Source organism: Ligilactobacillus equi DSM 15833 = JCM 10991 (genome assembly GCF_000615765.1).
GTDB lineage: Bacteria > Bacillota > Bacilli > Lactobacillales > Lactobacillaceae > Ligilactobacillus > Ligilactobacillus equi.
In genome coordinates this window covers 18,654-32,822 of sequence record NZ_BAMI01000009.1, presented here as the reverse complement: position 1 = coordinate 32,822, position 14,169 = coordinate 18,654, and the positions used below count along the sequence as shown (strand labels likewise).

The 14,169-nt window shown below is 40.0% G+C and carries 20 protein-coding genes; 2 read left to right on the top strand and 18 right to left on the bottom strand.

Annotation, left to right across the window (positions count from 1 at the left end; genetic code table 11):
• Positions 1-130 precede the first annotated feature (130 nt).
• Complete coding sequence (locus JCM10991_RS03555; protein ID WP_023860624.1) at positions 131-310, top strand: DUF2929 family protein; 180 nt, start codon at positions 131-133, stop codon at positions 308-310.
• A gap of 38 nt (positions 311-348) precedes the next feature.
• Here the strand turns inward: JCM10991_RS03555 and clpB are convergent, their stop codons facing one another.
• From clpB to JCM10991_RS03475, 17 genes are all read right to left on the bottom strand, one after another.
• Positions 349-2,946 carry an ATP-dependent chaperone ClpB gene (gene clpB, locus JCM10991_RS03550; protein ID WP_025020579.1) on the bottom strand — a complete coding sequence of 866 codons (2,598 nt, stop codon included), beginning with the start codon at positions 2,944-2,946 and terminating at the stop codon, positions 349-351.
• 93 nt (positions 2,947-3,039) lie between these two features.
• Positions 3,040-3,525: a GNAT family N-acetyltransferase gene (locus tag JCM10991_RS03545; protein WP_025020578.1), complete on the bottom strand. Its 486-nt coding sequence runs from the start codon at positions 3,523-3,525 to the stop codon at positions 3,040-3,042.
• Between the two features lie 44 nt (positions 3,526-3,569).
• The gene (locus JCM10991_RS03540) at positions 3,570-4,295 is read right to left on the bottom strand and encodes a pseudouridine synthase (protein ID WP_025020577.1); all 726 of its coding nucleotides are present in this window, start codon (positions 4,293-4,295) and stop codon (positions 3,570-3,572) included.
• On the bottom strand, positions 4,295-4,891 hold the full coding sequence (gene scpB, locus JCM10991_RS03535) for an SMC-Scp complex subunit ScpB (RefSeq protein WP_023860620.1): 597 nt from the start codon (positions 4,889-4,891) through the stop codon (positions 4,295-4,297). The genes JCM10991_RS03540 and scpB overlap by 1 nt, the downstream gene beginning before the upstream one ends.
• Complete coding sequence (locus JCM10991_RS15650; RefSeq protein WP_225349913.1) at positions 4,872-5,234, bottom strand: segregation/condensation protein A; 363 nt, start codon at positions 5,232-5,234, stop codon at positions 4,872-4,874. The genes scpB and JCM10991_RS15650 overlap by 20 nt, the downstream gene beginning before the upstream one ends.
• Before the next feature lie 34 nt (positions 5,235-5,268).
• Positions 5,269-5,628, bottom strand: coding sequence for a segregation and condensation protein A (locus tag JCM10991_RS15645; protein WP_225349912.1), 360 nt, complete (start codon positions 5,626-5,628; stop codon positions 5,269-5,271).
• A complete protein-coding gene (locus tag JCM10991_RS03525) occupies positions 5,621-5,977 on the bottom strand; it encodes a RibT protein (RefSeq protein ID WP_025020576.1) in 357 nt (118 codons plus the stop codon). The genes JCM10991_RS15645 and JCM10991_RS03525 overlap by 8 nt, the downstream gene beginning before the upstream one ends.
• A gap of 30 nt (positions 5,978-6,007) precedes the next feature.
• Positions 6,008-6,877, bottom strand: coding sequence for a CvfB family protein (locus JCM10991_RS03520; RefSeq protein ID WP_023860617.1), 870 nt, complete (start codon positions 6,875-6,877; stop codon positions 6,008-6,010).
• 12 nt (positions 6,878-6,889) lie between these two features.
• Positions 6,890-7,345, bottom strand: coding sequence for a DUF441 domain-containing protein (locus tag JCM10991_RS03515; protein ID WP_025020575.1), 456 nt, complete (start codon positions 7,343-7,345; stop codon positions 6,890-6,892).
• A 99-nt stretch (positions 7,346-7,444) separates the two neighbouring features.
• Positions 7,445-7,675, bottom strand: coding sequence for a hypothetical protein (locus tag JCM10991_RS03510; protein ID WP_023860615.1), 231 nt, complete (start codon positions 7,673-7,675; stop codon positions 7,445-7,447).
• A gap of 13 nt (positions 7,676-7,688) precedes the next feature.
• On the bottom strand, positions 7,689-8,108 hold the full coding sequence (locus JCM10991_RS03505) for a hypothetical protein (RefSeq protein ID WP_025020574.1): 420 nt from the start codon (positions 8,106-8,108) through the stop codon (positions 7,689-7,691).
• Between the two features lie 17 nt (positions 8,109-8,125).
• A complete protein-coding gene (locus tag JCM10991_RS03500) occupies positions 8,126-8,326 on the bottom strand; it encodes a DUF6440 family protein (protein WP_025020573.1) in 201 nt (66 codons plus the stop codon).
• 14 nt (positions 8,327-8,340) lie between these two features.
• On the bottom strand, positions 8,341-9,150 hold the full coding sequence (locus tag JCM10991_RS03495; RefSeq protein ID WP_023860612.1) for an SPFH domain-containing protein: 810 nt from the start codon (positions 9,148-9,150) through the stop codon (positions 8,341-8,343).
• Between the two features lie 20 nt (positions 9,151-9,170).
• The gene (locus JCM10991_RS03490) at positions 9,171-9,512 is read right to left on the bottom strand and encodes an Arc family DNA-binding protein (RefSeq protein ID WP_025020572.1); all 342 of its coding nucleotides are present in this window, start codon (positions 9,510-9,512) and stop codon (positions 9,171-9,173) included.
• Between the two features lie 102 nt (positions 9,513-9,614).
• Complete coding sequence (gene yaaA / locus JCM10991_RS03485; RefSeq protein WP_025020571.1) at positions 9,615-10,343, bottom strand: peroxide stress protein YaaA; 729 nt, start codon at positions 10,341-10,343, stop codon at positions 9,615-9,617.
• Positions 10,344-10,353: 10 nt separating this feature from the next.
• Positions 10,354-11,160 (bottom strand): tyrosine-protein phosphatase, encoded by an 807-nt coding sequence (locus tag JCM10991_RS03480; protein ID WP_025020570.1) that lies wholly within the window; start codon positions 11,158-11,160, stop codon positions 10,354-10,356.
• A gap of 41 nt (positions 11,161-11,201) precedes the next feature.
• Complete coding sequence (locus tag JCM10991_RS03475; protein ID WP_051527946.1) at positions 11,202-11,687, bottom strand: DUF1836 domain-containing protein; 486 nt, start codon at positions 11,685-11,687, stop codon at positions 11,202-11,204.
• Positions 11,688-11,845: 158 nt separating this feature from the next.
• Between JCM10991_RS03475 and JCM10991_RS03470 the strand changes: the two genes are divergently transcribed.
• Positions 11,846-12,676 carry a DegV family protein gene (locus JCM10991_RS03470; protein WP_023860607.1) on the top strand — a complete coding sequence of 277 codons (831 nt, stop codon included), beginning with the start codon at positions 11,846-11,848 and terminating at the stop codon, positions 12,674-12,676.
• Between the two features lie 91 nt (positions 12,677-12,767).
• Here the strand turns inward: JCM10991_RS03470 and JCM10991_RS03465 are convergent, their stop codons facing one another.
• Positions 12,768-14,168, bottom strand: a complete 1,401-nt coding sequence (locus tag JCM10991_RS03465) for a flavocytochrome c (RefSeq protein ID WP_025020568.1) — start codon at positions 14,166-14,168, stop codon at positions 12,768-12,770.
• Between the last annotated feature and the right edge of the window lies 1 nt (position 14,169).

The window sequence follows — 14,169 nt, the reverse complement described above, 5'->3', positions numbered from 1 at the left end:
AAATTTTAGTTTAAAATATACGAAATTGTTTTTGAAAAAAATATTTTTTTGTAAAACCGCACCTCTACCTAATGCAATCCGTCCTTTTTTATGCTAAACTACTAATTGTATTTAAAAGAGGTGGATTTTCATGAAACATTTAACAGCAATGTTTTGGGGTGCTATTTATGGTGAAGTCTTAGGTTTCTTAGTATCATCTTTAACGGGTGAACACTTTACTATGGGCATTAGCGCGTTGATTCCAGCCATCGCGGGTTGGTTATTCGTAGCCCTAGTCCAAAAATTCATCGATACTCCTGCAGAAAAATAGCGCCAAAAAAGAGATAGGATCAATATCCTATCTCTTTTTTAAATACCCTTTCTTTGGGTACTAAATTCTAACTGCTTTTTGTCATTTAAATCAATGGTAACTCGATCTCCCGGTAGGACTTGACCTGCAATAATCTCTTTTGCTAAGGGAGTTTCCACTTGGTTAGTAATAAATCTTTGCAGTGGCCGTGCACCATATTCTGGTACATAACCTTCCTGAGCCAGGTAGTGCTTAGCCGTATCAGAAATTTCCAAATCAATATCTTGTTCAACCAGGCGATTAGCTAAATTTTTCACCATCTTAACCACAATCTTTTCGATTGCAGCCAAACTTAATGGCGTAAACATGATAATATCATCAATTCGATTTAAGAATTCTGGCTTGAAGTGACCTTGAGCTAATTTCAAAACCGCATCCTTGGTGCTTTCACTAATTCGATCGTTTTTCACACCTTCGAGCAATAAATCACTACCTAAATTGGAAGTCATAATCATGATAGTATTTTTAAAGTTAACAGTCCGACCTTGCCCGTCAGTCAAACGTCCATCGTCTAAAACTTGTAAGAGAACATTAAAAACATCCGGGTGAGCTTTTTCTACTTCATCAAGCAAGATAATCGTGTAAGGCGAACGTCGTACGGCCTCAGTTAATTGCCCCCCTTCTTCATAACCTACATAACCGGGAGCCGCTCCAATTAAACGTGAAACAGAGGTCTTTTCCATATACTCACTCATATCAATACGAACTAAATGTCTTTCTGAATCGAAAAGATTTTCAGCCAAGGCTTTAGCTAATTCTGTCTTCCCTACCCCTGTTGGTCCTAAAAACATGAATGAACCCAATGGTTTACCCGGATCTTGAAGACCAGCGCGGGAGCGAAGAACGGCATTGGCCACCGCTTCTACAGCTTCATCTTGGCCAATAACACGTTCATGCAAACTATTTGCCAAATGTAAGAGTTTTTCTCTTTCACCTTGAACTAGCTTAGCCACTGGAATCCCCGTTAAACGAGAAATAACCGCAGCAATTTCATTTTGAGTTACTGATTCTTCCACTAACTTATTTTGCTTATCTGTATCCACCTGAAGCTGTGCTAATTGTTTTTGTAAGGCAGGCAATTCACCATTTTGAATTTGAGCAATTTTTTCGTAATCATAATCATTTTGAGCTTGCTCTAATTCATGCTGTTTACGGTCAATTTGATTTTTGACTTCACTAATCTGGTTAAGAGCTTCTTTTTCATTATCCCAACGGGCTTGAAGGACGCGGGCTTCTTCCTTCGCCTCAGCTAATTGCTTCTGGGCTTCTTCCAGACGTTTTTTTGAAGCCGGATCACTTTCCTTTTCCAAGGCATTTTCTTCAACCTGTAAGCGTAAGACTTGACGATTAATAACGTCTAGTTCATTGGGTACGGAGTTTAATTCCACACGAATTTCTGCACAGGCTTCATCCACTAAATCTAAGGCTTTATCTGGCAAAAAACGGTCGGTAATGTAACGATTAGATAAACTAGCCGCAGCCACTAAGGCATTGTCATGAATCTTCACTCCATGGTGAATTTCATATCGTTCTTTCAAGCCCCGTAAGATTGCAATCGTGTCTTCAACACTTGGTTCTTGTACCAGTACTTTTTGGAAACGTCTTTCTAAAGCTTGATCCTTTTCAATATTTTCACGATATTCATCTAAGGTTGTGGCTCCAATCAAGTGGAGTTCTCCCCGGGCAAGCATTGGTTTCAAAAGGTTTCCAGCATCCATGCTACCTTCCGTTTTGCCGGCACCAACAATGGTGTGAATTTCATCAATAAAAAGCAAAATCCGACCTTCAGATTTCTTGACTTCTTTGAGCACAGCTTTAAGTCTTTCCTCAAATTCACCACGATATTTTGCCCCAGCAATTAAAGAGCCCATGTCTAAAGAAAAAATCGTTTTATCACGAAGGTTTTCTGGTACATCCCGCCGGACAATTCTTTGAGCTAACCCTTCGACAATCGCCGTTTTTCCGACCCCTGGTTCCCCGATTAAAACGGGATTATTCTTACTTTTCCGGGATAAAATCCGAATTACATCACGAATTTCTTCATCTCTTCCAATGATAGGGTCTTGTTTTCCCTGACGGACTTCCTTAACTAAATCAACCCCATATTTTTCTAAAGCCTTATATTGACCTTCTTGATTTTTATCAACAATTCTTTCACCACTACGCAAATCTTTAACTACATTAGCTAGTTTTTTAGCTGTTAACCCTTGCTCTTGTAACCAACGAGTCAAAGGATTACCATCTAAGTCCATCAAGGCCAATAATAAAGTGTCAACTGCAATGTAGCTATCACCTAATTGATTACGCTTAGCTTCTGCTTCAGTAAACAAGCGGTTTAAAGCTGGTGACAGATTTGTACCATATTGAACATTGCCTTGAACGACCGAAATTTTATCCAATTCCTGGTCAACTTGGCCTTCAAAATCAACCACGTCAATCCCAGCCCGCTTAAAAAGATCCTGCCCCAGCTCACCTGGTTGTAAAGCAAATTTCAATAGGTGAGCCACATCAACTTCCTGATGTTTGCGCGTTTGAGCAATTTGTTGGGCTTGTCCAATCAAAGCTTGGGTCGCTTCCGTTAATTTTTCTGGATTCATATATTTTTCCCTCATCTTTCACCTAAATTCATATTCTATTATAATGATTTCCCTCAAAAAATACAAATAAATAGCACTCGATATTAACGAGTGCTAAAATTTTAAGCGCATTTGATTCCAATTAACATCCCCATGAGTCGAGCCCGCAAAACCTTCATTAACCATCCCAAAATTTTCATAGTAGGATATCAAATGATCCTTGCAGGTTAAAACCACACCCTGACGTTTTTGAACACGAGCATCCTCAATCGCAGCTTGCAAGCATTGTTGTGCTAACCCTTGTTTACGATAGTCTGGATGAGTGACCAAACTAAAAATCATTTGCCAAGCTCCTGTTTCTTGATGTAAATCTGCTTGTTCATACATGCGATCTTCTAAATTAGGACAATCTGTAACCATCCCGTTAGCGAAAGCTAAAAGTTTCCCGGTATCGCTAAACAATAACCAAAAATGGTTACCAAAAACTCGAATGCGGGCTTGGATACTAGCTAAACTCGCAGCCTCAGATACCGGAAAGCTCAAAGCTTCTAACTTCGCAATCGCACTCGCATCACCTAACCGAGCCTTTCTTAATTCCATCAAAAATCCCCCTTAATAAAAAAGTCCCCCAGGGAGACTTTCAATTATTTCAAACCGGTCATTTTCTTCAACTCATCAATTTCATCCCGAGTTAAGGCCCGGTAATCACCAGAGGTTAAACCTTTTAAGGTTAGGAAACCATAAGTTTCTCGGCTTAATTTTTGTACTGGGTGCCCCACAGCCTTTAACATATTTCTTACCTGGTGATTCCGACCTTCGTGAATAGTTAATTGCACGATAGCGGTTTGCTTCTGACGATCACTAGAAATTACCTTCACTTTAGCAGGCGCCGTCTTTTTGCCTTCGATGATCACCCCTAAGCGCAACCGTTTCAAAACATCATTGCTAGGAATTCCTTTAACTTTAGCTACATAAGTTTTATTAACTTTGTAACGGGGGTGCATAAGACGATTAGCCATTTGACCATCATTAGTTAGTAATAAGAGACCGGAAGTATCGTAGTCCAACCGTCCCACCGGGTAGACCCTTTGTGACACATCATCCAAAATATCGACTACGGTTTTGCGTCCTTTATCATCTTTAACAGCTGTAATCACCCCACGTGGCTTGTAAAGCAAGTAATAAACCTTATCTTCACGGTCAATGGCTTGACCATTAACTAAAACCACGTCACTAGGACTCACTTTTACTCCAAGTTCCTTGATGACTTGACCATTGACCATAACCTTACCATCTAAAATTAATTTCTCACTGGCCCGACGGGAAGCAATCCCTGCGTTAGCCATAACTTTTTGTAATCTTTCTTCCATTATTCCTCCGTTGCTTCTTCATCCAAAGTTTGTTGGAAAAGTTCTAAGAATTCGCCTTCTGTGCGCTTTTCATCCCCACCTTCTACCTCTTTAGGTAATTCGGGTAAATCCGCCACTGATTTTAAACCAAAGTAATCTAAAAATTCCTGGGTGGTTGCATATAAGATTGGTCGCCCTATCACATCTAAACGTCCATCTTCTTTAATTAAATTCAATAACAAGAGTTTTTGAATCATCCCACTTGAAGATACTCCTCGAATTTCATCGATAGCCACCCGCGTCACCGGTTGTTCGTAGGCAATAATCGCCAAGGTTTCCAATGCAGCGGGCGTCAAATTGGTCGTGGTCGGTTGTTCAAAATAGTGACGCACCAAAGGGGCAAAGCCCTTTTTAGTTACGAGCTTAAAATTTTCACCCGTTTGAAGAATTTCAAAGGAACAAGAAGTATCCTGTTTATATTTTTCCTGCAGTTTTTCAATTTGACTCAAAACTGCAGGCTTCATCAAGCCAACCAATTGTGCTAACTGACTGGCTGAGATTCCTTCGCTTCCACTCACAAAAAGTAGACTTTCAACTTTAGCTTGATTCGATAGCATCGACTTTCCTCTCAATCATTAAATCACCCAGTACTTCACTCTGGCTAGCAACGACTTTCTTGCGCTTGACTAGTTCTAAAAGTGCCAAGAAAGTCGTTACAATTTCTTCACGGTCACCATTTTCAAATAAAGCCGTAAATAAAACAGGCTTGTGATTTTCTTGTAATAACCTATTTAAACGTTGCATCTCATCTTTGATAGTATAACGTTCCGCTTGAACTTGCCGAGGTGCTTGAACTACTTCTAGTTTCTTTTTAGTCAATAAACGAACGAAAGCCTGCTGTAAAGCCTTCACTTCGAGCCCATCCTCAAGTTGCCCTAATTTTGCGTCTTCAGGTACCAACGCTTGGGGGCGACTGATTAATTGTTGGCGTTCATCAGCAAAGCCTTAAGATTTGCGGCTGCTCCTTAAAGGCTTGGTGTAAAAGTAATTGTTGCACCAATTCTTCACGCGGATCTTCATAAGTTTCATCTTCAACTTGGGGCGCTTGCTCATTTGGCAAAAGTAAGCGACTCTTAATATTTAACAAAGTTGCCGCCATTACCAAATATTCACCGGCAATGTCTAGTTGCATTTTTTTCATGCGGTGGAGATAGTCTAAGTACTGACTGGTAATAGCAACCATCTCAATATCGTAGATATCCATTTCATTTTGCTTAATTAAGTGCAACAATAAATCTAGCGGACCTTCAAAACTTTGCAATTTAAAGGTCAAAACATCTTCTTCATTAGCCATTTTTCCTTTGTTCCCACTTCGTAATTAGACTGCTAACTTCAATACTCCCCATCAATTTACGCTGGTAGAGCTTTTCTAATTCATCTAACATCAAGTAGGTCACACCTTCTTGGCGTTGGGCGGGAGAAACCGCAATTTCACGCACTAAAACTAAGTCCGGCACAACCTCTACTCCTACGACTCCAGCAAAATCACCATGATCATTTTGCCAAAGATATAGTTGACGTTCCTCACTCTGAGCATACCAATCCATCACTTCTTGCAAATGGGATAATTCCTTTAAGTCAGGAATAAAAGACAGCAAGCCCATGGCAATTTTTTTATAACTTTCTTTGTATTTATAAAGCATCATCCACTACCTTACCGTAACCCTTTCTGCCTAATCTTGTTGAATTAATTCCAATAGTCCATCAGCCTGCTTCACAACACCGGCCTTCATTAAATGACCCACAGCCCGCTTAAATTGACCCTTACTAATTCCAAAATATGCCTTAATCTCATCAGGAGAAGATTTATCTGTAAACGGCAGGACATACCCCGGCGTGTGTTGCAAAGCAGCTAAAATCATTTGGGCATCATCGCCAATAGCCTCAAAGGCACGCGGACGTAAAGAAATATTGAGGCTACCGTCAGGTTTGACATCAATTACCCGCCCAGAAACAACTTGCCCTAAACGGGGTTCTTGTTCTCTTTCAGAAGGGTGAATAAAACCAAGATTGTAGTGATCTGTTAAAATAAAAGTTCCTACCATCTTCAACCGGTAAACCGTTCCGGTCACATTGCGGTTTTTCATTTTGCGATCAGCTCGTACGGAAACTTGACGAATTTGTTCTTCTGTAGCTAATTCCCCCCATAAACGACCCTTGGCGTCAACTTTTAAGGCTAATAATAGCTTATCACCCACATTAGGCCATAATTCTGTAATAGTTGGTAGGTCATCTAAAGATACTGCCACATCCTTATTAGGTAAACCAATATCAACAAAAACCCCTAAAGAGCGGTTAACTTTAACGACTGTACCCCAATCATACCAGTCTAGGCGACTTTTAGGTAAAGTTTTTGTCAAAGCCAAGTGGTGGTTTTCATCCTCATAAGCAAAACCAGTAATCATCGCACCGGGTTTAGGCACCTTTTTAAGTTCACTTTTGGCTAAACGGAACGTATGGCCATCTTTTTGAGCGAAAATGGCCTGGTCATTTTCATCAGTAACCATGGCCGTAATTTCGCGTCCCATTAAATCTTGTAACATATAGTCTCCTCTTTAAAAGCTTAATTTAAATAAAGTAATAATACAGTAAGTGATTCCGGCCGCAATCACTGGTCCGGCCGCAATTCCTTTCAGGAAAACGACACCGGCAATAGTTCCTAAAACTAAAGCCACCGTCACTTGAGGTGAAGTCGCTAAAAAGCCCAACCCATTTTTGGAGAGCACTGCCACTAAGACCCCACAGGCCACCGCAATCCAACCAGCTGGTGACTTGAAAGCCTTAATTAAATCCTCAAAGCCAATCTCACCAGTTGCAATCGGCACCAAAACGGCAACCGTAATGATGGTCACCCCCCAGTTAATTCCTTTAGCATGGATGAGATTTAATAATTTGTCACTTTGAGGCAAAAGCTTAAAAAGCATAACCGCAACCGTAGCAATAATTAGTGAAGAGTTTTTTCCCAGGTAGGCCACTAATAAAATTAGGGCTAAAAATAACCAACTATTCAACGTGTTTCTTCCCTCCATTTTTTTGCATCACACCTCATTCTACCAAAAAATACCGGTAATTTGTTAATTTAACCGGTATTTCTTTAAATAATTTTACTTCTAGTCTAAAACAACTAATTCATAAGGTATTTGAGTATACATAGCATCCCCATTGTATTTGGAAATGGGAATCATCTTATAGGTTCCTTGACCCGTTTGAGCTAAAATAATGCGTCCATATTTGGCAAACAAATCTGCCTGTGCCAAAGTCTGCCCATCTTCCAAATAGCTTTCTGCACCTAAACTAGCATAAGCAGCTTGGCTACGTAAGAGATACGCTTTTAATTTCAAATTATCACCTTCTTTACTTATTTCTTTGCATGAAGTAAGCCAACAACCAAAAAGCTGGTGCTAAAAATAAGTATAACACAGTTAATAAAATGCTCTTACCTAGACCGTAGCCCCAATCATAAGAAATGGGATAAACTGTACTGTATTCGTAGGGATTAACTCGCACACCTGGACTGGACCAAGGACCGATTTTTTGATATTTAGCTCTTTGATTTTGGTAATTATCAAAATTATTTTGCCGATAATTAGCTACTTGAGCACTAAACCAGTTCGGATTTTTGATGCGAAAAATAGGATAGGTTAGTAACATCAAACCTAAGTATAAATGCAGAAATTCAACATGGTAACTACCATTTCCTTGCACGAGCAAAAACAGGGCTAATAGACAACCTCCAAAAAGAAAATATCCTAACATTTTTAAAACTTTTAGCATAACTTTTCCTCCCCTCGTCAATAACTACGATTAGTGGCTATAGACGTAACAGGCGTCACGACAACGTTTCCTTGTGCATCTAACAGTGGCGTTAAGCCCGTACCTTCGCCACTGTTATATATAAGATAATTGACCCCAGTCACCCTATCCACCACAATTTTATAATCCGTTACAATTCCTTGACGGTAGATAACCTCGAATCTTTGCTCTTTTTTCATTGGACATGTACCTCCTATGATTCTTCCCAAATTTTCTTAGCTGCAGGAAGATCAGCAAGCTTGGTTACTTCGTCCTTACTTAAAACCACTAAGTTGTTGTTACCATCTGCCAAGCGAGCAAAAGCTTCTAAGCTTTGATCCTTGAAGTAATTCTCATCAACTTGTCCTAAAGCTTCTTGAATCTTAGCAATCCGGTAAGCTTCCGCATCAGCTTTAGTTTTGGTGGCCTGCGCTTGCGCTTGCGCAGTATCAATCAAAGCCTGATTCTTAGCATCAGTTGTTAATTTGATATTACGCGCTTCCCCTTCAGCACGAGCAATAGCAGCCACTTTTTCCCGATCAGCTGTCAATTGCTTGTCCATAGCTCTTTGAATTTCAATCGAAGGCGTTAATTCATCAATATTGACCCGGTCAACATTAATTCCGTAGATATTTGTTAAGTCCCCAATAGCTTGGGCCAATTCGGCATTAATCTTAGAAGTTGATCCTAGGGCCTCGTTCAAATCCAGACGCCCAATGATATCACGTAAGTGTCCGCGAACTAATTGGGCCATTGATTCTACTGAATCACTGTTCTCATAAGTGTACTTACGAGCATCTGTAACATGATAATTCAAAGTTACCGATGCTTCAATATCCGCGTTATCCTTAGTAATTACAGAATATTTTTGTAACTTTAAAGGGTGCATGGCCATCTCCACCGGAACAATCCTTTGAATTAAAGGAACATAGAAATGCAAACCTGCATCCACACTCCGGGAATACTTCCCTAAAGTTTCCACCAAACCTTGACAATTTTGCTTAACAATTTTAACTCCTAACATAACTTCTTCCCTACTTTCATTTATACTAAGGGGCGTAAAGTGACGATATTACCAGTCACCTCTAAAACAATATAGTCCCGCTTTTCTGCAGGCTGATTACCCTCAATCAGGTAACGATAATAGATTCCAGCAATCTCGACCAAACCATTCTTAAGATCAATCTTACTAGCGGGGATTTTTTGCCCCATAAACTGCCGCTGCTCCAAGGTTTCGGTTTGATTTTCGGTATTTAATTCAGCTTCTAAAACGGAATTGAGATAACCATTCAAACTTTGATTTTCGGCCTTGGCACGATTTTCTAACAACTCCTTCATCTTGGCGGGCAAGCGTAAGAGAAAGGAGGTATTTTTATCTGCAGTCATCTGATTTCCTCCTTTGATATCATAATGATATCACAAAAATAACTATTATTGCAAGACAAATTGCCAAAAAATCCTTACCAGATTAACTAGCAAGGATTATGATTACTTGATAAAGGTTAATAAATTATCCTGTGAAAGTTCGGAATTATAAGTCCAACCGACTAAATCGAAATTTCTGAGTTGAGTCACATCACTAATTCCTTCTTCGGCACACCAACGTACAAAATATCCCCGAGCCCGCTTAGCATTCGTTGCTTTAGTGACATATTTCCCGTTGGAATTTTTTTCTTTAAAAGCAATGGTGATAAAGTTCTTCGCTTCTAAATAAGGTTGAACTGACTTAGCATACTCATCAGAGGCTAAATTAATCACAGGACCATTTTCAGCTACTAAATCGGCTAAACGTTCGCCCCAAAAATCATACATTTTTTCACCATTCAAACTATCTTTCATGTCTAAACGATGTGGTTGAACCCCATCGAAAGGTCGCAAGGCTCCATAAAAAGCGGATAAAATCCACAAGTGGTCTTGGAGGTAATCTAACTGCGCTTGGGTCAATAAATCTGCGCCTATAGCTTGGTATTGCAAACCTGTATAAGCCATAATCGCAGGTGTGAGACCTTGAGCGTAATCCAAGCGCTTCAGATCCTCGATACCGGCACTCACTAATTTATCACTAACTTGCCAGAGTTTCTTTAATTCCGCAAAATCCATTTTGCGTAAAACATCTCGCAAATAGTTGGACTGATCTTGATAGTAAGGCTGGTCAAAAACCTCAAAATCATCCTGATTAATTTGCATTTTTTTGGAGGGTGAAATAATTAATTGCATAAACGACCTCTTAAAAGAAAAAGAATCGCTTCTTTTTCCGTTCCTTTCTTTGACTAATGGATCCTTGACTAGGACGAGTGAAATCCTGGGCCACAACTCTTTGACCATTGATTAAGTTTTCGGCATTAAGTTCAAACTGCTGCGCCACTTCTGACCCCATTTTTTTGGTTAATTTATCGAAAGCCTCTCCCAACACAAACTTCCGTCCCTTTAGGGTATGGGCATCTGAAGCCATGATTTGCACTAAATTATGTGCCACCAATTGTTCGGAAATTTCTTGTACTCTGCTCCCAAACCCTCCTAAATAGCTGGTAGCAGTCAACTGAGCTAAGGCACCTTCACTAATGAAATCATAAAGTAAATCCAAATTTTTTTGAAAACCACGATTACGTTCTGGATGAACAATGACCGGCGTAGTCCCCACCTTACGCAAATCAAAAATCAAACGCTTAGCATAGCCAGGTACTTCACCATGAGGAAATTCAAGTAACATGTAACGCTTATTTTCATCAATCCCCAATAGGTCATCATAACGTTGAAGTAAATCACCATTGATATGAACTTCTTGACCAGGAAAGACTGCGAGCTCAATTCCTTGGGCATCTAATTGAGCTTGAAAATCCGCCGCTGCTTTAACAACATCCGTCGCGTGATTTACGTATTCATTATCTAAATGGTGAGGTGTCGCCAAAATATGCGTCACACCATCCGCCACTGCCTCACGTGCAAGGTTCAAGGAATGTTCTAAATCAGGGGAGCCATCATCTAATCCTGGTAAAATATGACAGTGTAAATCAACTAATTTATCTTGTGACATATAAAAAACCTCTTTACTAAATTCTTCTTCCTAATGTTACCTTAGTTTGTCTCCGTTAACAAGTTGGCCTCGTGTAAATAACGCTTAATATACACCTGATAAACCGTTGCTAAAATTGTATTTCGCAAAAAAATTTTATTAGGGTGTGCTTTTTGACAATCTAGAGGTGGTAAATTCGTTCCCTCAAAAACGTGATCGACAACCTTCTTTAATTCTGCTCGAAAATAGTTATAAGCCACTTCGGTTTCATAACTTGATTGTTGCATCGCTACTGCCAATTTTAGTTCGTCTAAAGACATCACACTTTTAGTCAAAGTAATGAAAAATAGATAACAAATTTGTTGCCGTGAATATTGTTTTTTTTCAGGACTAGTGATTATGTGTTTTTTAACATAATTACTCAACATTGAATTGGTCACCTTGATATCTAAAGGTTCCAAATAACGATTTAGATAGTTACTGGTCTGCTCTAAATACAAGCCTACATCAGGAATTTCGGTGTAAGCCGGTAAAATTTCTCTTTCCATCTTGTACCCTTTCTCTTGCTTTTGCTTAATAATTTAACCAAAAAAAAATCAAAAGTCAAGCCAAAACCGGTCATCGGTTATACCGTAACCCTTGACAAGAAACTACGTTCCAGGTACACTTTAAACAAGATATTACAAAGAAAAAGGACAAGTAAACTATGATCAAAAAAATCATTGCGGATTCGAGCGCCGATATTCTGGCTCTTGATGGCGTTAACTTTGAAAATGTGCCATTAACCTTAATTATTGATGGTCAAGAAATTCATGATGACCAAAATCTCGATTTAAAAAAACTAAAAACTAAATTAAAGGCTACTAACGATAAAACCAGTACTTCTTGCCCCAATGTTCACCGCTGGCAAGAAGCTTTCGGAGATGCCGATGAAGTTTACGGGGTAACCATTACCAGCCAACTTTCCGGTTCTTACAACGCCGCTCAGCAAGCCGCTAGCATTAATCAAGAAGAAAAAAACAACCAAAAAATTTTCATGCTTGACTCCAAATCAGCTGGTCCCGAAATGGGACTTTTAGTAGAAAAAATGGCGGAATTAGTCAAAGCAGATTTGAGTTTTGAAGAAATCTCCGCCCAAATGACTGCTTACCACCAACGTACCCATTTAGCTTTTGCCCTAGAAGATTTAACTAACTTAGCCCGTAACGGACGTGTTAACGGAACTATCGCTAAACTAGCCGGTATGTTAGGAATTCGTATGGTCGGTCGTGCTAGTGATTCCGGGGACTTAGAATCCGTCGGTAAAGCACGGGGTGCTAAAAAGGCTATCCGCCTGTTACTTTCCGAAATGGAAGCCCATGGTTTTGACCACGGACGAGCTAAAATTGGTCACAACAATAATCCTGACGGCGCCCAAGCCTTAGCTTCTGCTATCCGAGCCGCTCACCCTAAAAGCCAAGTTGATATCGTAGAGTTACGGGGACTTTGCTCTTACTATGCAGAAGAAGGTGGTCTCATGGTCGGCTACGAAGGGTAAAATAGTATCCTATTCATAAAAAACGGTTTTCGTGCGAAAACCGTTTTTTGTTACTATTAACTAAATACAGCTATAAAGCTTATCTTCACTTTCATCGTTTAAGGCTATCAGTATAAACCTTCATTTGACGGCCAGCCTGCATCCCAAAAACGACCGTTTCGGCAATCGAATTTCCCCCAACACGATTATTTCCATGTAAACCGCCCGCAACTTCCCCAGCTGCAAAGAGACCGGCAATCACTTTTCCATCACTGTCAAGCACTTCCGTTTTGTCCGTAATATGAATCCCACCCATAGTGTAGTGAACAGCAGGCGCGATGTGAATCGCGGTAAATGGACCTTTTTCTAAAGTATGAAGACTCATGCTACGACTAAAATCTTCATCTTCACCTTTAGCTACTAACTCATTGTAGCGTTTAGCAGTAGCCAAGAGAGTTTTAACCGGCACCCTAATCTTTTCAGCTAGCTCTTCTAAACTTGTAGCATTTTCCACCAAACCTGTCTTGTCGTAAAATTCGATGGCCTTGACCCGGTTACGGACCGATTGGTCTAAGACTAAGTAGGCACTTTGTTCAGGCAAAGCGGTAATCGCATTTGAAACAACCTTGCGTGTATCCAGTTCATTAACAAAACGTCGCCCTTTTTGGTTAACCAAAATTGCTCCTTCTCCCCGAACAGCTTCCCCAATTAGAAAAGCATGTGGTTGATCTTGTTGGACCGTCGGGTGAACCTGAATTAAATTCATATCAACTAACTGGGCACCCACTTTTTGGGCTAAGACCAAACCATCCCCAGTGGCTCCTTCATGGTTAGTAGTCTTGTAAGCCAACAGGTCAGGCCGATATTTAGCGATGATTTCTTTACCAGCGCCAAAACCACCAGTCGCTAAGAGCACAGCTTTAGCTACAATCGTCTTTTCTTGACCAGCCTGATTGATGACCTTAACTCCACAAATCTTACCATCTACTTGTACCAATTCGGTGACTGAAGTTTTATGGACAACAGGAATATCATATCTTTGAACTACTTTTAAAAGTTCTGTAATTAAAAAGCCCCCAATCGGAACCATACTTGTTGGTCGGTGAGTCCGCTTAATACTCATGGCTCCGGTAACCGTTAAGTCATTTAAAAAAATACTGTGAGCTGCTAACCAGTCTACCGCTAAGCCGGCATGAGAAACGAAGTACCTCAAAAGATTTTGATCATTCATCTTTCCCCCTGCTTGATAAGTTTCTTGATAAAACTTATCCATTTCATCAACAATCCCCTTACGTGATTGGACATAAGTTTCGGCGGCATTCATCCCTGACGAAGCCCGATTAGTGTTCCCACCTAATTTGTCCAGCTTTTCTAAAACTACAACCCGCATGCCTAGTTCACGTGCTTGTAAAGCCGCTACTAAACCTGTCGCGCCCGAACCTATAATCACGGCATCATATTGATTTTTTAAACTCGTAAATTCTTGAGGTATAAAAACAAATTTTCCAGTCATA